At 68.6% G+C, this 17,454-nt stretch carries 13 protein-coding genes, 1 tRNA gene and 1 pseudogene; 6 read left to right on the top strand and 9 right to left on the bottom strand.

Annotated features, from left to right (window positions below):
• Nucleotide 1 precedes the first annotated feature (1 nt).
• From AC5RT8_RS06850 to AC5RT8_RS06835, 4 genes are all read right to left on the bottom strand, one after another.
• Nucleotides 2–610 (bottom strand): 50S ribosomal protein L25/general stress protein Ctc, encoded by a 609-nt coding sequence (locus AC5RT8_RS06850; RefSeq protein WP_494094956.1) that lies wholly within the window; start codon nt 608–610, stop codon nt 2–4.
• Between the two features lie 273 nt (nt 611–883).
• Nucleotides 884–1,867: a ribose-phosphate diphosphokinase gene (locus AC5RT8_RS06845; protein ID WP_494094955.1), complete on the bottom strand. Its 984-nt coding sequence runs from the start codon at nt 1,865–1,867 to the stop codon at nt 884–886.
• Entirely contained in the window at nt 1,867–3,378 is a 1,512-nt protein-coding gene (gene glmU, locus AC5RT8_RS06840; RefSeq protein ID WP_494094954.1) for a bifunctional UDP-N-acetylglucosamine diphosphorylase/glucosamine-1-phosphate N-acetyltransferase GlmU, read from the bottom strand. The genes AC5RT8_RS06845 and glmU overlap by 1 nt, the downstream gene beginning before the upstream one ends.
• A gap of 76 nt (nt 3,379–3,454) precedes the next feature.
• Nucleotides 3,455–3,526: transfer RNA gene (locus AC5RT8_RS06835), tRNA-Gln, on the bottom strand.
• A gap of 165 nt (nt 3,527–3,691) precedes the next feature.
• Between AC5RT8_RS06835 and AC5RT8_RS06830 the strand changes: the two are divergent.
• Both AC5RT8_RS06830 and AC5RT8_RS06825 read left to right on the top strand, forming a co-directional pair.
• Nucleotides 3,692–4,276: pseudogene (locus AC5RT8_RS06830) on the top strand (TetR/AcrR family transcriptional regulator); the annotation flags it as partial.
• Between the two features lie 147 nt (nt 4,277–4,423).
• On the top strand, nt 4,424–4,768 hold the full coding sequence (locus AC5RT8_RS06825; RefSeq protein ID WP_494095191.1) for an NUDIX hydrolase: 345 nt from the start codon (nt 4,424–4,426) through the stop codon (nt 4,766–4,768).
• A gap of 60 nt (nt 4,769–4,828) precedes the next feature.
• On the opposite strand, the gene AC5RT8_RS06820 is transcribed toward AC5RT8_RS06825, so the two are convergent.
• The 3 genes from AC5RT8_RS06820 to rsmA are packed head-to-tail and all read right to left on the bottom strand — an operon-like array spanning nt 4,829 to nt 8,591.
• Nucleotides 4,829–6,721: an ABC-F family ATP-binding cassette domain-containing protein gene (locus AC5RT8_RS06820; RefSeq protein WP_494094953.1), complete on the bottom strand. Its 1,893-nt coding sequence runs from the start codon at nt 6,719–6,721 to the stop codon at nt 4,829–4,831.
• Between the two features lie 6 nt (nt 6,722–6,727).
• Complete coding sequence (locus AC5RT8_RS06815; RefSeq protein ID WP_494094952.1) at nt 6,728–7,687, bottom strand: 4-(cytidine 5'-diphospho)-2-C-methyl-D-erythritol kinase; 960 nt, start codon at nt 7,685–7,687, stop codon at nt 6,728–6,730.
• Between the two features lie 19 nt (nt 7,688–7,706).
• On the bottom strand, nt 7,707–8,591 hold the full coding sequence (gene rsmA, locus AC5RT8_RS06810; protein ID WP_494094951.1) for a 16S rRNA (adenine(1518)-N(6)/adenine(1519)-N(6))-dimethyltransferase RsmA: 885 nt from the start codon (nt 8,589–8,591) through the stop codon (nt 7,707–7,709).
• A gap of 248 nt (nt 8,592–8,839) precedes the next feature.
• Between rsmA and AC5RT8_RS06805 the strand changes: the two genes are divergently transcribed.
• Entirely contained in the window at nt 8,840–10,060 is a 1,221-nt protein-coding gene (locus AC5RT8_RS06805; protein WP_494094950.1) for a helix-turn-helix domain-containing protein, read from the top strand.
• Between the two features lie 18 nt (nt 10,061–10,078).
• Here the strand turns inward: AC5RT8_RS06805 and AC5RT8_RS06800 are convergent, their stop codons facing one another.
• Both AC5RT8_RS06800 and AC5RT8_RS06795 read right to left on the bottom strand, forming a co-directional pair.
• A complete protein-coding gene (locus AC5RT8_RS06800; RefSeq protein WP_494094949.1) occupies nt 10,079–11,227 on the bottom strand; it encodes a resuscitation-promoting factor in 1,149 nt (382 codons plus the stop codon).
• A gap of 342 nt (nt 11,228–11,569) precedes the next feature.
• Entirely contained in the window at nt 11,570–12,505 is a 936-nt protein-coding gene (locus AC5RT8_RS06795) for a TatD family hydrolase (RefSeq protein ID WP_494094948.1), read from the bottom strand.
• Between the two features lie 126 nt (nt 12,506–12,631).
• On the opposite strand from AC5RT8_RS06795, the gene AC5RT8_RS06790 reads away from it, so the two are divergent.
• The 3 genes from AC5RT8_RS06790 to AC5RT8_RS06780 are packed head-to-tail and all read left to right on the top strand — an operon-like array spanning nt 12,632 to nt 17,417.
• Nucleotides 12,632–13,693 carry an AAA family ATPase gene (locus AC5RT8_RS06790; protein ID WP_494094947.1) on the top strand — a complete coding sequence of 354 codons (1,062 nt, stop codon included), beginning with the start codon at nt 12,632–12,634 and terminating at the stop codon, nt 13,691–13,693.
• A gap of 44 nt (nt 13,694–13,737) precedes the next feature.
• Nucleotides 13,738–15,078 (top strand): DUF58 domain-containing protein, encoded by a 1,341-nt coding sequence (locus AC5RT8_RS06785; protein ID WP_494094946.1) that lies wholly within the window; start codon nt 13,738–13,740, stop codon nt 15,076–15,078.
• On the top strand, nt 15,075–17,417 hold the full coding sequence (locus tag AC5RT8_RS06780; protein WP_494094945.1) for a transglutaminase TgpA family protein: 2,343 nt from the start codon (nt 15,075–15,077) through the stop codon (nt 17,415–17,417). The genes AC5RT8_RS06785 and AC5RT8_RS06780 overlap by 4 nt, the downstream gene beginning before the upstream one ends.
• Nucleotides 17,418–17,454: the final 37 nt, after the last annotated feature.

The raw sequence follows: 17,454 nt of genomic DNA, 5'->3' as shown, positions 1-17,454 counted from the left end.
ATTAGTTCTCGACAACTTCCGGAGCCACGTCGCCCTCGGCCGGGGCGTCGTCAGACGCGCCCAGGTCCTGGACGGTGGATTCGGAGATGTTGATGACCATGGTCTCGGGGTCCAGCAGCAGCTCGACACCGGCGGGCAGCTGCAGGTCCTTGGCGAGGATGTGCTCGCCGGCGGTGCGGCCTTCGATGCTGACGACGATGGTTTCCGGCAGGGCGGTGGCGTCTGCGGCAACCAGGACGGTGTTGGCTTCCTGGTTGAAGACAGCGGAACCGGGAGCCAGTTCGCCTTCAACGTGCACGTTGACCTCAACCTCGACCTTTTCGCCCTTGCGGACGGTCAGGAGGTCGATGTGCTCGATGATCTGCTTGATCGGATCGCGCTGGATGTCCTTGGCCAGAGCCAGGTGGGACTCGCCGTCGACGTCGATTTCCAGCAGCGCGTTGGCGGTGCGGACAGCCAGCGTGGTGGCCTTGGCCGGCAGCAGGATGTGCAGCACATCGGCGCCGTGGCCGTAGATGACGGCGGGGATCTGGCCGGCGGCGCGGGCCTTGCGGGCTGCGCCCTTGCCGAAATCGGTGCGGGCGGTTCCTGCGAGCTTCTGCTCAGACATTGCTACTCCTGTAAGTGGTGTTCCGTGGGTGCCGTGTCGGCGTTCCAGGGGCCAGGCGCCGGTTTCGGAACAGTGCACCGTACGGACCGGATAACGGTCCCTCGTACGATCAGAAGTTGCCAGCCACCGTCGATCACGGAGTCCGCCCGGAGTTCTCCGGGCCGCTCCCTCGCCTAGGCATCGCCCTCCATGCTACCAGCACAAGACCGCCCGCCCGAACCGCACGGAGGCGGGCCCGGGCGGGCGGTCTTATTTTGTCGGTGTCGGGGACGCCTAGGCCTTGCCGTCGAAGAGGCTCGTGACCGATCCGTCTTCGAAGACCTCCTTGATGGCACGGGCAATCAGCGGAGCGATCGAGAGCACGGTCAGCTGTTCGAAGCGCTTGGCGGCCGGGATGGGCAGGGTGTTGGTCACCACTACCTCGCGGGCACCGGATTCGGCCAGGGTGCGGGCTGCCGGATCGGAGAACACCGCGTGCGTGGCAGCGATGATGACGTCCTTGGCGCCGGCTTCCTTGAGCACGCGGACGGCGCCGGCAATGGTGCCGCCGGTGTCGATCATGTCGTCGATCAGCACGCAGGTGCGGCCTTCAATCTGGCCGACGACCTGCTTGGACACGGCCTGGTTCGGGACGGTGAGGTCCCGGCTCTTGTGCACGAAGGCAAGCGGAGCGCCGCCGAGGAGTTCGGCCCACTGTTCCGCAACCCGGACGCGGCCGGTGTCCGGAGACACGACGGTGACATTGGCGACGTCTACGCGGGTGCGGATGTAGTCGGCCAGCAGCGGAATGGCCATGAGGTGGTCCACGGGTCCGTCAAAGAAGCCCTGGATCTGGGAGGTGTGCAGGTCAACGCTCATGATGCGGTCCGCGCCGGCGGTCTTGTACAGGTCGGCGATCAGGCGGGCCGAGATCGGTTCGCGGCCGCGGCCCTTCTTGTCCTGCCGGGCGTACGGGTAGAACGGGGAAACCACGGTGATGCGCTTGGCGGAGGCTCGCTTCAGTGCGTCCACGGTGATCAGCTGTTCCATCAGCCAGTTGTTCATCGGCGCCGGGTGCGCCTGGATCACGAAGGCGTCGGTGCCGCGGACGCTCTCGCCTGGCCGGACGTAGATCTCGCCGTTGGCGAAGTCGTAGGACGCCAGCGGCAGCAGGTCCGTGTCAAGACAGCGCGCAATTTCCTCGGCCAGCTCGGGGTGTGCCCGGCCAGTGGCAAGGACAAGCTTCTTTTCACCTTGTGCGGTGATCTCGCTGCTCATTAATGATCGCTTTCTCGCGTGGGGGAATCAGTTTCGGAGGAAGAAGTGTTGGAGGCCGCTGCGGCCGCGGCGTCAGCTGCGGCGGTACCCGGACGCTTGTCCAGCACCCACCCGTCGAGGTTGCGCTGGGGCGCCACATTGATCGCGAGGGCACCGGCGGGCACATCCTTGCGGATCACCGTTCCGGCTCCACTGTACGCTCCGTCGCCTACCGTGACGGGCGCCACGTACATGTTGTCGCTGCCCATGCGCACATGGGACCCGATGGTCGTTCGGTGCTTGTTCACGCCGTCGTAGTTCACGAAAACCGACGCTGCACCGATGTTGGACTGCTCGCCGATGGTGGCGTCCCCCACATAGGAAAGATGGGGAACCTTCGAACCTGCACCGATGTCGGCGTTCTTGGTTTCCACGAACGTGCCGATCTTGCCCTTGGCGCCGAGCACGGTTCCGGGGCGCAGGTAGGCGAACGGGCCCACCTCTGTTCCGGCTCCCAGCACGGCATCGGAACCGTGGGTCCGCACTACGCGGGCGCCCTCACCTACGCTGACGTTGGTCAGTGTGGTGTCCGGTCCGACGACGGCGTCCCGGGCAATGCTGGTGGAGCCGTGCAGCTGCGTGCCCGGGAGGACGGTGACGTCTTCGGCCAGGGTCACGGTCGAGTCGATCCATGTCGTGGCCGGATCCGTGACGGTGACGCCGGCGCGCATCCACTTATCCAGGTTGCGCCGGTTGTGTTCGGCGTTGAGGGCAGCGAGCTGGACGCGGTCATTGGCGCCTTCCACCTGCCAGGTATCGTCCGTAACGACGGCGCTGATGCGTCCGCCGGCGGCGCGGGCGATGCCCAGGACGTCGGTCAGGTACATCTCCCCCTGCGAGTTGGCGGTGGTCACCGATTCCAGTGCGCTGCGGAGCACGGCGGCGTTGAAGGCGTAGATGCCGGAGTTGATCTCGTTGACGGCACGCTGCTCATCGGTGGCGTCCTTGTGCTCGACGATTCCGGTCACGGTGCCGTCCTCGGCCCGCAGGACCCGCCCGTAGCCGGCGGGGTCCGCAAGCCGTGCGGTCAGGACGGTCACGGCGTTGCCGTCCGTTTCGTGGACAGCCACGAGGCTGCGCAGAGTCTGGGCTTCGAGCAGCGGCGTGTCGCCGTAGGTGACCACGACCGTGCCTTCAAGCTCGGCGACGGCGTCGAGTGCGGAGAGCGCCACCTGGACCGCACGACCGGTACCGGGGATCTCGTCCTGGTCGACGATGACGGCGGCCGGGGCCTGTTCGGCGGCGTGCGCGGCAACGAGGTCCCGTTCGTGGCGGACGACGACGGCGAGGAACCGGGGGTGCAGCTCGGAAGCTGCCGCCAGGGCGTGTCCGAGCATCGAGATGCCGCCTACGGGGTGCAGGATTTTCGGGGTCCGGGACTTCATCCGCGTGCCGGCGCCGGCCGCGAGGACGATCACCGCTGACAAAGCGCCTGTGGAGGCCTCACTGGTTCGGACGTCGTTGATGGTCACGAAAATGGCGCTCCTCGGTGGTACGGCCTGCCTCTATCAGCTCCGCTGCAGCCCTTCACGGGCATGCTGCCTAGCGTTCCGCCCATAGGATTCGAACCTATACTCCACGGCTCCAAAGGCCGGGGTGCTGCCGTTACACCAGGGCGGATCATGTGCGCGGCTGGCCGCGCACACAAGAGTTTAGTCTGCCACGGGAGCCGCTGGGTTCGCGAGTTGAGTCCCGTGCACCCGGACTGCCTGCCATCCGTGCCGGGTTTTCCGTAGGTAGACTGATCCGGTGGTAAAGACTTCCGCGGGCGGCACGCGCCTGCGTATGACCGGCGTCCAGCGCCGCGCCCAGCTGATCGAGGTGGCACGCGGACTGTTTGCGCTGCGCGGCCTCGACGGCGCGACCATCGAGGACATCGCGGCGGCGGCCGGCGTGTCCAAGCCGGTGGTCTACGAGCATTTCGGCTCCAAGGAAGGCTTGTACACCGAGGTGGTGGACATGGAGTTCAACCGCCTCCTGGACGTGATGACCGAATCCCTCAGTGCCGACGCCGGCCCCCGGGTACTGCTCGAACGTGCCGCCTACGCCTTGCTGGATTACATCGAAAACCATACGGACGGCTTCCGGATCCTGACCCGGGACGCGCCGCCCTCACAGCCCGAGGGGACGTTTTCCACCCTGCTGTCCCGGATCACCCGGGATGTGGAACACATTCTGTCCACGGAGTTCGGCAACCGCGGCCTGAGCGCGGAGGTCGGCGGAATGTACGCGCAGATGCTGGTGGGCATGGTGGCCATGACCGGCCAGTGGTGGCTGGAGACCCGAACGCCGGACAAGGCCGCCGTGGCGGCGCATCTGGTGAACCTGTCCTGGAACGGCCTCGCGGGCCTGCAGAAGGACCCGCAGCTCTCCCACCTGCCCGGCTCCCCCGTAGCCGCTCCATCCGGCGGACAGGGCGCGGCCGTACCCGAGGGCGGCGCCGACGCCGCGAAGCCGCCGGCGGTTCTTCGGCTTTCGGCGGTCCTCATCCGCGACGACGCCGGCCGGATCCTCCTGGTGCGCAAGCGCGGCACCTCGCGCTTCATGCAGCCGGGCGGCAAGCTCGAGCCGGGTGAATCCTTTGCGGAGGCAGCAGCCCGGGAAGTGGGCGAGGAACTCGGGCTGAGCGTCGCAGCCGCCGATCTGGAGGACCTGGGCCGCTGGTACGGTCCGGCAGCGAATGAAGAAGACACCTTCATTGACGCCGGCCTCTTCGCCTGGACCCTTCCCGCGGACGGCCCGCAGCCTGCCGCCGCCGCGGAAATTGAAGAGCTTCTGTGGGCCGTGCCTGCCGCCGCCGCCGAGCGCACCGACCTCTCGCCGCTGCTGAGCGAGCATATCCTGCCCCGCCTGCTGGACTAGCTGCCAGCCAGGTTCTGCTGCCGGTTCGGAACGGCAGCAGTCCCGCCGCCGGGCAGGTTCCTACTCGAGGATCTCCGATGCCTCCAGCCACTGCATTTCCAGCTCCTCCTGCTCGGCCGCAACAGCCTGCAGCTTGGCGTTGAGCTCACCGATCAGTTCGAAGTCCGCACCGCCGGATTTCTGCGTCGCGTCATTCATCTGTGCATTGATCTTCTCGGCCTGCGCGGACAGCTTGCTCAGCTGGCGCTCGATCCGGGTCAGGTCCTTCTTGGCGGCCCGCTTTTCCGCTTCAGACGCGCCGGAGCCGGACACCGCCGTCGCCGTCCCGCCCCCGGAGGGCGCCGGGGATGCGGCGGAACCGCCGGGACGCGAGGCCCCGGCCGCAGCGGCACGGGCTGCCTGGGAGGAGCCGCGGGCGGCCGTGGACGCCGAGGAATTGGCAGCCAGCGCCTGTTCGCGCAGTTCCAGGTACTGGTCGACGCCGCCGGGCAGCCCGCGCAGCTTCCCGTCGCCGAGGAGTGCCATCTGGTGGTCGGTGACCCGTTCCAGCAGGTACCGGTCGTGCGAAACCACCACGAGCGTGCCGGGCCAGCCGTCCAACACGTCCTCGACGGCGGCCAGCGTGTCGGTGTCCAGGTCGTTGGTGGGTTCGTCGAGCATCAGCACGTTCGGCTCACCCACCAGCAGGCGCAGCAGCTGCAGCCGGCGGCGTTCACCGCCGGAGAGCTCCTTCACCGGGGTCCACTGGCGCTGCGCGCTGAAGCCCAGCTGCTCCACGAGCTGGCCGGCGGACAGCTCGCGCCCGCCCACGTTGAAGACCCGCTTCTCGTTTTCAATCACCTCGATGACGCGCAGGTCCGCGACCTCGTCCAGTTCCTTTACTTCCTGCGTCAGCACGGCGGTCTGCACCGTCTTGCCGCGCTTGAGCCGCCCCGCTGTGGGCTCAATGTCGCCGTTGAGCAGGCGCAGCAGGGTGGTTTTCCCGGCGCCGTTGACGCCCACCAGGCCCAGCCGCTCCCCCGGTGCCAGCCGCAGGGTGATGTTGCGGAACAGGTCGGTGTCCCCCAGCGTGAGGGACACGTTTTCCAGGTCCAGCACGTCCTTGCCCAGCCGGGCGGTGGCCATCTTGTTCAGCGACAGCGTGTCGCGGGGCTCGGGGACGTCGGCAATGAGGTTGTTCGCCGCTTCGATGCGGAATTTGGGTTTGGCGGTGCGGGCAGGGGCGCCGCGGCGCAGCCAGGCCAGTTCCTTCTTGACCAGCTGCTGGCGCTTGTTTTCCACCACGGACGCCATCCGGTCCCGCTCGGCCCGGGCCAGCACATAGGCGGCATAGCCACCGTCGAACGGGTCCACCACGGCGTCGTGGACCTCCCAGGTCCGGGTGCAGATTTCATCCAGGAACCAGCGGTCGTGGGTGACCACCAGCAGGCCGCCGTCGGAGGGACGCCAGCGCTGCTTCAGGTGCCGGGCCAGCCAGGCCACACCTTCGACGTCGAGGTGGTTGGTGGGCTCGTCGAGCATGATGACGTCATCGTCGCCGGTGAGCAGCTTCGCCAGCGCCACGCGGCGCTTCTGCCCGCCGGAGAGCGAGGAGACCTGCGCGTTCCAGTCCACTTCCTGGATGAGGCCGCTCATGACGTCGCGGATGCGTGCGTTGGACGCCCATTCGTAGTCTGCCGCGTCGCCCACGATGGCCTGGCCCACGGTCAGGTCCCCGTCCAGCACGTCCGTCTGGTCCAGGTAGCCCACGGTGACGTCGCGGCGGCGGGTCACCCGGCCGTCGTCGGGGGTCTGCCGTTCGGCCAGCAGGCTCATCAGGGTCGACTTGCCGTCGCCGTTGCGGCCGACCATGCCGATCCGGTCGCCTTCCTCCAGGCCGAGGGAAACGCCGTCGAGGATGGTGCGGGTGCCAAAGGAAATGCTGAGGTTCTCAGCACCAAGCAGGTGTGCCAATCGGTACTACTTTCTGTACGTCGCAGGTGCGGTGGTGTCGGAGGGAAGCACGACGGCGCCCTCGGCCGGGCCGTAAGCGGACAGGGCATCGTGCCCCTCCGCGCGCAGGGCGGAAGCGAGGGCGGACGCAGCGGCTTCGTCTGCTGCCAGGAAGGCCACTGTGGGGCCGGAGCCGGAGACCATTCCGGCAAGGGCTCCTAGGCGCGTTCCCGCGTCGAGGACGGGCCGGAGCCCGGGAGCAAGTTCCAATGCGGCCGCCTGGAGGTCATTGGCTAGAACGCCTGCCAGGGCGGCAGTGTTCCCGTCGGCCAGCGCGGCGAGGATCGCCGGGTCCACTTCGGCCGGCTCAACGACGTCGGTCCCCTCACGGAGGCGGTCGACGGCGGCGTAGACCTGCGGGGTGGAAAGCCCGTAGGCGGCCGGGATCAGGACCCAGTGAAGCGGCCGCGGCGCCGGCACCGGGGTGAGCCGGTCCCCCACACCGAGTCCGGCGGCGGCACCGCCGAGCAGGGCGAACGGGACATCCGCGCCCAGGCCGGCAGCCAGTTCCGCCAGTTCGGCCGGTGCAAGACCCGCTTCCCAAAGTTCGTTGCAGGCGACCAGCGCGGCCGCGGCATCCGCCGAGCCGCCGCCCATCCCGCCGGCCACCGGCACGCGCTTGGTGATGTGCAGCAGCACACCGGCACCGTCCCTGCCGGCCCTGGCCGCAACCGCGCGGGCGGCGCGGGCGGCAAGGTTGTCCCCGTCCAGCGGGATGCCGGTCCGCGGCAGCCTGTGGTAGGGATCGCTGAGGGTCAGCCGGATCTCATCCGTTGCCAGCTCCGTGGCCGTCACTTCCTCGAAAAGGGACACGGCCAGGTAGACGCTGGCCACGCTGTGGTAGCCGTCCGGACGCAGCGGTCCCACCCGGAGGGAGACGTTGATTTTTCCGGGGGTTTGGACCCGGACGGAGCGCGGTGCGGGCATGTCTTCGGCTCCTGTGTCCTCAGGCAATGAGCGGCTTCCGGGCTTCGGCAATCCGGGCGAACGCCGTGATGTCCAGGACCTCGCCGCGGGCGCTAGGGTCCACGCCCGCAGCCCGCAGGGCTTTCTCCGCCTCCGCCGGGCTGCCCGCCCAGCCGGCCAAAGCCGCCCGCAGCGTCTTCCGGCGCTGCGCGAAGGCCGCGTCAATCACCGCGAAGACCTCCTCGCGGGTGGCGCGGGTCTGCGGGGGGTCGTGCCGGACAAACCCCACCAGCCCGGAGGCGATTTTCGGGGCGGGCCAGAAGACGTTCATGCCGATGACGCCCGCCTTACGCATCTGGGCATACCAGGCAGCTTTCACCGAGGGCACGCCGTATGTCTTGGAACCGGGTTTGGCTGCCATCCGGTCCGCGACTTCATCCTGCACCATGACCAGTCCGTGCTGCAGGGACGGGAAGTGTTCCAGCAGGTGCAGCACCACAGGGACCGCAACGTTGTAGGGCAGGTTCGCCACCAATGCCGTGGGTTCCTCGGGCAGTTCCGTGATGCGCATGCCGTCGCCAAGGACAACGTGGAGCCGGTCCGCCGCTTCCGGCCGGCGTTCGGCCACGGTGGACGGCAGCTTGCCGGCGAGGACGGGATCGATTTCCACCGCCACCACGGCACCGGCGGCATCAAGGAGGCCCAGGGTGAGCGAGCCCAGGCCCGGACCGACCTCCAGCACCGTTTCACCAGGCGCAATATCTGCCGCCGCGACAATCCGGCGGATGGTGTTGCCGTCGATGACGAAGTTCTGGCCCAGGGTCTTGGTGGGGCGGACTCCGAGCTCCTCAGCCAGCGCCCGGATATCCGAGGCGCCAAGGAGCGCGGGGACGGGTGTTCGGGGGGCGGATTCGGATTCACTCACCCAGTAATACTAGCCGAGCGGGCACTGCCGCCGGGTCCGGGCAAGCGGGCGGCGGACAGTTCCGGCGCGCCCCTCCGGGCGGATTCGCGGCGGGCAGACGCGGCTCCCCCCGGACAAGGAAGAGTTGGCCGTTTTGCCGCCCGTAAGCCCACGCTGCTCTGCCGGGCGGCGGCTCCCGCCGGTAGCATCGAGCGCATTGCCGGCACCGGCGACAGTGTGCCGCACCCCTGGGATCGGCGGTATCGACGATGGGTAAATCATTCGGTGAAAAGCTGCGGTCGGAGCGGCGGCAGCGTCGTCTGACGCAGGGCCAGCTGGGCGGCGGATTCTTCCGGCCGCGGGAAGTGTCCCTGCTGGAAACCGGGCGGAGGGAACCTGCGCCGGGCGCGGTCCGGCTGCTGGCCGAACGGCTCGCCCCCGCGTCCGGGGTTCCGGGAGAATCCCGGCCCCGGGACGAGTCCGCCCTTTTCCTGGGACTCTCCGCCTGCCAGGCGGTGGACGAACGCGACTACGGCGCAGCTGCCGTCCTGGCGGCGCGAGCGGCGGAGGCTGCGCTGGCCGAGGGAGATCCCCGCGCGTGGTGGGACTGGACGTACCTGGCCGCCCGCTGCCTGTGCACCACCCACTCCTACCGGGACAGCATCCGGGAAGCATTGCAGCTGCCCCGCCATCCCCTGGCGGCCGGGCATCCCGGCTCCGGGGCGCAGGCCGAAACCCTGCTCGCCGCCGCTTATCAGGGCGCCGGTGAGCTGGGCGCGGCCGTTGACCACGCCCGCAGGGCCGTGGAACTGGTGCAGGGTTCAGGGACCGGAGCGGAGCCTTTCCTGGCAGCCTGCGAAGCGCTGGTTGCTGCCCTGGCCGAGACCGGGCGGATCGAAGAGGCATGGAACTACTGCCGCACCCTGGTGCTGCCACTGCTGGAGGCAGGAGTGGGCCGCCGTGCCAAGGGCAAGGCGTACTGGGCGGTGGGAAATGTGGCGTTCCGCCGCGGTGACACCGCCGCAGGGCTGGCGTACCACCGCGCTGCCGGCGACCTGCTGCAGCCCGGGGCCGACGTCGAGCTCTGGGCGCGGTTCAATACCGCTACTGCGGGCATGCGCCTTGCCGCGGGCATTTCCGACGACGAGACCCGGGCCTGTATCGAGCATGCAGAGGCGGCAATGTCGGTGGTGGGACTGTCCGGCCCGGAGCGGCTGGAACTGGCCCACAGCCGGGGACTCCTGCTGGACCTGAAGGGTGAGCATGCCCGGGCAGTCGGGCTGCTTTCGGATGTGTATACCCATCGGGACGAGCTGCCGCCCCAGGACTCGGGCGAGCTGGCGCTCCACCTCGGCCTCGCCCTGGCGCGGACGGGCCGGAGGGATGCAGGCTCCGCCTATCTGGCAGACAGTGAACGGTCCTTCCGCTCGGCCGGGGCCGGGGACCGGGCTGCACACGCGGCCGCCCTGGCCCACGAGATCGCCGGCTGAGCGGGATCCGTGTCCGGGTTAGAGCAGGCCGAGCTTCGAGGCGCACGAGGGCCAGTGGCCCCATCCGCCGTTGGCCCGCAGCTTTTCAGCCACGGCGATCTGCTGCTCCGGGGTGGCTTCGCTGGCGACCGGGGCGTAGGCGCCGCCGCCGGCACCAAGCCAGCTGCCGGAGCTGAACTGCAGGCCGCCGTAGTAGCCGTTGCCGTTATTGATGTGCCAGTTTCCACCGGATTCACACTGGGCCAAGGCTGCCCAGGTGCCGGAGGAGGGCGCTTCGCCGCCGCCGGCGGCCGGCGGGGTGCCGGGGGTCTTGGCTTCGGTGCGCTTCTTCGTGCCCTTGGCGACAACCTCGTCCACGGGCTCCTTGGCGACGCTTTCCTTCACGAGGGTGCGGCTGATTTCCTTGCCGTCCACCACGGTGACCGAGAAGACACGGGAACGTTCGCCGTCCACGCCGGCAGTGGTCACCTTCTCCTCGCCCTCGGGGAGATTGGGGTCGGGAACCTCGGCACTCGTGAACGGCACCGGCTCGGTGACCGTCTCCTCGATACCTGCGGATACGCGGGTGACCTTCACGCCCATGCCGTCCACCAGGCCGGCGCTGCGCGGCGCGGACACCTGGTCGGCGGTGCCCAGCTTGACGCCTGATTCCTTCAGCAGGTCCCGGACGGTCCCTGCGGTGGTGCTGCGTTCATGGGTCTTCCCGTCAATGGTCACGAACACCGTCTTGGGAGTGGAAATTGAAATGCTGCCGTCCAACCCCTCGAGGGAGGTATCCAGCGGGGCGGAGACTGCGGATTCGGCGGAGACCCGCAGTTCCGAGACCAGGTCCTCGACGGTCTCGCCGGTGGTGTGGACCGTGGTTCCCTCGCCGTCCACCGTGACGTCCACGGCCAGGGCCCGCTGGACGTCGATGACGGCGCCGTCCTGCACTGCGGCTGCCGGTTCCGGCGTCACCCGATCCGCGGAGGTGACCGTGATGTCGGCCTGTTCCAGGACGTCGGCGACAGTGCCGTCGAAGGTCTGCACCTTCTGGCTTTCGCCGTCGACGGTCAGCACCACCGACTTGCTGGCACCGACAAAGGCGACCAGCCCCAACAGAAGGCACACCATGACGGCTGCCTGGCCAACGATCTTTACCCCACGCTTTGCGAGTGAACTTGCCACGAGATTCCAAACGGTCACAGAATCCGGGCACGGGGACTTGAAGCGCCGGACACGTTCGGTGCACACTGCCGAACGGGCAGGGTGCATGGAACGCGCCAGGCACAGGCTTGGCGAACACGCGTGGGCGTAGCGCAGTAACTGCTGCGGACACGCGTTCTCAGGTTCGTACCGCAGGACGGTACGAACCCGCAGGAAATGCAGAGATAGTCCGGATGCCTTCCCCGACCCCGGCTAATTGCTCCCTACCGTAACCGAACTGTGATGTGCTGGCAAACACGCCCTCCGCGGGCGCCCGGCCGCGGATCCCCGGGCAACGTCCCGGACACGCGGCCGCGGGCCGGCCTACCCCTCGTTCCAGGAACCGTAGGCGCGCAGGGTATTTGCCGCAAGGTCCGCGCCCAGCTCCGACAGATCGGCACCCAGGCGGTCAGCCATGGAACGCACAGTGTAGGGGATCATGTAGCTGGCGTTCGGCCGTCCGCGGTGCGGGTGGGGCGTGAGGAAGGGTGCATCAGTCTCAACGAGCAGCAGCTGCCGGTCCGCCACCGTGAGTGCCTCGTGGAGGTCGTATGAATTCTTGAACGTCACCGTTCCGGAGAAGGACATGTTCCAGCCGTTTTCGTTGCAGATACGTGCCAGCCCGCGGTCTCCGGAGAAACAGTGGAAGACCACCGTGCCGGGGGCCCCTTCCTCCTTCAGGAGGCGGACGACGTCGTCATGGGCATCACGGTCGTGGATCTGCAGTGCCAGGCCCAGGCGCTTGGCAATGTCGATATGCCGGCGGAACGAATAGTGCTGCCGTTCCCGGCCTTCTTCCCCGGTTCGGAAGTAATCGAGCCCGGTTTCTCCGATCGCCCGGATGCGCGGATGCCCGGCGAGCGCCTCGATTTCTTCCAGCGCCGTTTCCAGCGCGCCTTCGGCGGCGAGCACGGGCGCATCATTGGGGTGGATGGCCACTGCGCCGAGCAGACGCGGATCGGCGTCGACGGCGTCGGCGGTGAAGCGGGAGGACTGAAGATCCGTTCCGACCTGGATGGCCCCCTGGACACCGGCCGCCTCCGCCGCATCGAGGGCGGCGGAAAGGGAAACCGTAAAGCCGTCTGAAAGACCGCCCGCCGGGAAGTCGAAATGCGTGTGGTTATCCATGACGGGCACCGGCAGCGGCTCGGGTGCCGGCGGGTAGCCCTTGCCCTTATGCCGGACGGTTCCGGCGTCTTCGGCCGGCGGGAGGTAACAGGCCGGTATGCTTCCAGGAACAAATCCGCTGCGATTACTCATGTTCATAAGCCTAGGTGAGCTAGTAGCCTGAATAGACAAACCGCCGTTGGCCCGACAGGCCTGCGTATCTCCGCGGGCACGGTGGCTGCACGTTGCAGCGGCGACCGCCGAGCATGGAAGGTGTCCATGGACGCTCCGATACAGTCCGCCGCAGCGTCGCTCAACAGCTTTCCTTCCCGGCCGTCAGCCGCCTCCTTCCAGTCCCCTTCCTCCACCGCCGACCCGGGGTTTTTCGCCGCTGCCGCCGACGGCATACTTGCTGCCGTGAACACGGTGATTGACGGCAAGGAAGAAGCCGCCAGGCTGATGCTCACGGTGCTGCTGGCCGAGGGGCATGTGCTGCTCGAGGATGTTCCCGGCGTCGGGAAGACAATGCTGGCCAAGACGCTGGCCCGCACCATCGACTGCACCGTAAGCCGCATCCAGTTCACCCCCGATCTGCTCCCCTCGGACGTCACCGGGGTCTCCATCTATAACCAGGACAGCCACCGGTTTGAATTCCGGCAGGGACCCGTCTTCGCCAACGTGGTCATTGCCGATGAAATCAACCGCGCTTCGGCCAAGACCCAGTCCGCGCTGCTGGAGTGCATGGAGGAGCACCAGGTAACCGTTGACGGCGGGACGCACCGGCTCTCTGCACCCTTCCTCGTGGTGGCCACGCAGAACCCCATCGAGATGGAGGGCACCTATCCCCTGCCGGAAGCCCAGCGGGACAGGTTCATGGCCCGGCTCTCGCTCGGCTACCCGGATGCCCGGTCCGAGGTCGACATGCTGGAGAACCACCAGGCGGGGTCCCCCTTGGACAGCATCACCCCCGTGGTGGGGATCCGTGAAGCGTCGGCAATGATCGCCCGGGTCCGCGACATCTACGTCTCCGATGCGGTCAAGGAATACACCGTCGCCCTGGGCCGGGCCACCCGTGAGCACCCCGATCTCCGCCTGGGTGCCAGTCCCCGCTCCCTCCTGCAGCTCCTCCGCGCAGCCAAGGCCTACGCAGCGCTCGCGGGCCGGGATTTCGTGCTGCCCGACGACGTGACGAGCCTGGCGGAACCCGTCCTCGCCCACCGCCTCCTGCTGCAGCGCAAGGCTGCCGGAACGGGGATCAGCGCCGAGGGCGTTATCGATTCCGTGATTGCTTCCGTACCTGTCCCCCGCACGGCCGCATCGGCGGAGCGCCTGCACCGCTAGTTCCTGTCCGCCGTCCCCGCCGCACCGTCGAGCGAAAGGCCATCATGAATGCCGGCTCCGTCACGAGGTTTTTCACCCCGCGCGGCTGGGGGCTGCTCTGTGCCGGCGCGGTCGCGTTCCTGGGCGCAGCATCCCTGGGACGCCTGGATCTGCTGGCCCTCGCGGTCCTGCTGATCGGCCTGCCGGTCCTGGCCGCGGGACTGCTGCGGCTGTTGAGGCCGGGTTTTGACGTAGAACGGGCTTTCACCCCTCCGCTGGTGGAGACCGGGACGGCCGCCAACGTGTCCCTGCGGGTGCGGAGCCGGGGAACCCCGCTGTCGGGGGCGGTCATGCGCGAAGGGCTGCCGTTCCGCTTCGGCCCAAGCCCGGTATTCCGCTTTCCCTCCGGCTACGCGGAGGGGGACGGAAGCAGCACCTATGAGTACAGGCTGCGGTCAAGCAGGCGCGGGCTTTACGGGATCGGCCCGGTGACGGCCGACTTCGTGGACCCCCTGGGGCTGGCCAGAACGGTGCATACCCTCGGCGGAACCGATCGGCTGGCCGTGGCTCCGGCCCCGCTGGAGCTACCCCCAACGTCGTTGTTCGGCTCCCTCGGAACCGACGGCACCTCGCCCAGCAGGCGCATCGGAATGCCCAGCGAAGACGATGTTTCCACCCGCGGATACCGGTATGGAGATCCCATGCGCCGCGTGCACTGGGCGGCAACAGCCAGGCATGGTGAATTGATGGTCCGGCAGGAGGAACCGGTGACGGCGCCGACGGCTTCCATCCTGCTGGACCAGCGCCTGCCCTCCTACGCCGGCGCAGCGGCACCACACCCCGGCAACGGCGACCTGCTGACCTCGGAAACGTTCGAGTGGGCAGTGTCGGCCGTTATCTCATGTGCCGTATTTTTCGCGGACGCCGGTTACAGCGTGCGCTTCACCGATGAGCTTTCACGGCCGGGGCTGGCCCGCTCCCCGTCTGCCCTGGACGGCAGCGAGACCGGCTTCCGCGGGTCTGACGGGGTGCAAAACCTCGCGGAAGGGCTGGCCGCCCTGGGACTGGATCCTGTCCCGGAGCCGTCGGCCGGATACGCGCCCGACCCGGCCGTGCCCTTCGCCGGGGTGGACAGAGCAGGCCGCGCGCCCGGGCCCCTGCTGGTCGTAGCAGGCCGGATGACCGCCGAAGAAGCGCTCGTCCTGGCTCCGGCGTCCCGGTTTACCCGCCAGCCGCTGGCGCTCCTGGTAACAGACCTGCCCGCCGCGCTGCGACCGGCGCTGAAGATCCTCCGGGAAGCAGGCTGGATTGCCGCCGCGGTAACCCCGGAAACCCCGTTACCGGCGGCGTGGTCCCTCCTCGACCAGGACCGGCCGGCCGCCCACTCCGTCGAGGAGCAGGTATGAGCGCCCTTCTTGCCCGTCCCGACGCCGGTTCTCCGCCGCCGCCCAGCGTGCAGGAGCCGGAACCCGGCCCCGTCGCGGGCCGCGGAACAGCCAACCTGGAGGTGGGGGCGGCCGGCGCCGTGGCTGTCCTGCTGTGTTCGCTCAGCATCCACGGGGTCATCGAAGGGTGGTCCTGGCTGCCGCCGTTGTTTTTCGCCGTCCTGGTCCCGCTGGCAGCCACCGCCGGTGCGCGGCGGTTCTCGGTGCCGCAGCCGCTGGTGCCGGTGGCGGGCGTGGCCGTCCTTACCTGCACCCTCACCTGGTTATTCGCTTCGTCGTCTTCGTTCCTCGGGTTCCTGCCGGGCCCTGCCACCCTCGCCCGGGCCGATGCCCTGTTATCCGAGGCCCGCACCGTGATCCTCACCGAAGTGACGCCTGTGCAGCCGCTGCCCGGCATCCTCTTCCTGTGCTGTGCGGGGATCGGGCTGGTTGCCGTGCTGACGGATACGCTGGCGGCCACGCTTCGGATGCCGGCGACGGCGGGACTTGGCCTGTTCGCCGTCGTCATGATCCCCGCGGTGTTGAAACCCGACAGCCTGGGCGCGGGGTACTTCCTGCTCGCGGCAGCCGGATATCTGGTGCTCCTTGCGGTTGGTTCCCGGCGGGAACAGCTGGGACCCCGTTCCCGGATTCCCCGGCCGTGGCTGGCACGTGCAGGCGCGGTCTGCGCGTCATCGCTGGCGCTGGCTTTGCTGCTGCCTGCGGTCCTGCCGGGATTCAGCGGCGGAGCCTTCCCGGAAGGGAGCAGGTTCAGCTTTTTCTCCGGCGGCACCGGACTCAATCCGATCGTCACTCTGGGCAATGACCTGCGGCAGCCCCAGTCCGCCGGGCGGATCAGCTATGCCACCTCCTCAACGGAGCCGGTGTATCTGCGGTCCACCACCCTCGAGGATTTTTCCGGCAGCAGGTGGGCTCCGGATGTACGGGCGGACGAGCGCCGCGACGGCGTATCGACCATGTCCCCGGGCGGCTACGGCCAGTCCGGGCAAAGCCAGGGTGCACCGGTCGTCACGCGGATAAGTTCCAGGACCTACTCCAGTCCCTGGCTGCTGGCCCCCTATTATCCGCTCGGGGTAACCGGTGCCGACGGGAACTGGTCGTGGGATCCGAAGACCATGACCGTACTGGATGAGGACTCCGATTCCGCCACGCAGCAGAACTACCAGGTCCTGAGCGTCTCCCCGCAGCCGACCCCCGAACAACTGGCAGGAAGCCCGGCAACTGACAGCGGCAGCGTCGACCCGGTGTTCACGGCTCTGCCCGAAGACCTTCCCGGAAATATCCGCGACGCGTCCGCGGAAGCGGTCAAGGACGCCTCCACCCCGTACGCGAAGGCCGTCGCACTGCAGACGTACCTCCGCGGGCCGCAGTTTTCCTACTCCCTGGAAGCTCCGGTAGAAGGCGGTTACGACGGGAACGGAATGTCAGTCCTGTCCGAATTCCTCAAACGCAAGGCCGGTTACTGCATCCATTTCGCTGCTGCCATGGCGGTGATGGCCCGGCAGGAAGGCATCCCCAGCCGGATGGCACTGGGATACGCCCCCGGGAAAAGCACCGGCCGGACCATGGACGGGACCGGTCCCGGCGGTGAACCGCTGCGCGAATTCGAAGTCGACTCCGCCGACGCCCATGCCTGGCCCGAGCTGTACTTCGAGGGGGCCGGCTGGGTCCGCTTCGAGCCCACCCCATCCCGGGGATCGGTTCCGGATTACGCCCGGCAGGAGACGGCACCCGTCGGCGCCGCCATCCGTGACGATGATGACCCGCGCCTCCCGGGAGCGCCCGCGGCGGCACCCGCCGTCCCGCAGGAAGCACCGCTGGCACCGGAAACCGTGCTTGAACCGGGCAGCACGGGTGGAACGGCGTGGCTGGGGGCAGTCCTGGCCGTCCTGGCAGCGGCGGCTGCCGTCCTGGCACCGTGGGCGATGCGCCGTCGGCGGGCCGGCAGGCGGCGGCACGCCGCGGCCGACGGCGGAACGGCGCCGCTCTGGGACGAACTGGCGGATCTGGGGATCGACTACGGCTATCCCGGCCGGACCGCCGACACTCCCCGGACCTACGCCGCCCGCCTGGTGGACGATGCCGGACTTTCCCCCCGTGCAGAGGAAGCGCTGACCCGCATCCGCAGCTCCTACGAGGAGGAAGCGTATGCCGGGGCGCGGCGCGGCCCCCGGACACCGGCCCCCGCGTGGGCGGACCTGGAAACCGTGGCAGCGGAACTGCGCCGCGGCTCTCGTTTCCCCCGCAGGGTCCACGCCCGGTTCCTTCCGCCGTCCCTGGCCCAGCGCTTCCGGCACTGAGCTTCCTCGGGTCAGCAGGCAAAAAAGTAACCCGGCG

Source organism: Arthrobacter sp. Ms25 (genome assembly GCF_059090365.1).
Note: the sequence above shows the minus strand (reverse complement) of the source record. Positions and strands in the feature narration are given on the sequence as shown.

What these genes read in the sequence shown, in the direction of transcription:
- AC5RT8_RS06850 (WP_494094956.1), bottom strand. Translation starts at nt 610, where the DNA reads ATGTCTGAGCAGAAGCTCGCAGGAACCGCCCGCACCGATTTCGGCAAG.
- AC5RT8_RS06780 (WP_494094945.1), top strand. Translation starts at nt 15,075, where the DNA reads ATGAGCGCCCTTCTTGCCCGTCCCGACGCCGGTTCTCCGCCGCCGCCC.
- AC5RT8_RS06845 (WP_494094955.1), bottom strand. Translation starts at nt 1,867, where the DNA reads ATGAGCAGCGAGATCACCGCACAAGGTGAAAAGAAGCTTGTCCTTGCC.
- AC5RT8_RS06790 (WP_494094947.1), top strand. Translation starts at nt 12,632, where the DNA reads ATGGACGCTCCGATACAGTCCGCCGCAGCGTCGCTCAACAGCTTTCCT.
- AC5RT8_RS06805 (WP_494094950.1), top strand. Translation starts at nt 8,840, where the DNA reads ATGGGTAAATCATTCGGTGAAAAGCTGCGGTCGGAGCGGCGGCAGCGT.
- AC5RT8_RS06795 (WP_494094948.1), bottom strand. Translation starts at nt 12,505, where the DNA reads ATGAGTAATCGCAGCGGATTTGTTCCTGGAAGCATACCGGCCTGTTAC.
- AC5RT8_RS06785 (WP_494094946.1), top strand. Translation starts at nt 13,738, where the DNA reads ATGAATGCCGGCTCCGTCACGAGGTTTTTCACCCCGCGCGGCTGGGGG.
- AC5RT8_RS06815 (WP_494094952.1), bottom strand. Translation starts at nt 7,687, where the DNA reads ATGCCCGCACCGCGCTCCGTCCGGGTCCAAACCCCCGGAAAAATCAAC.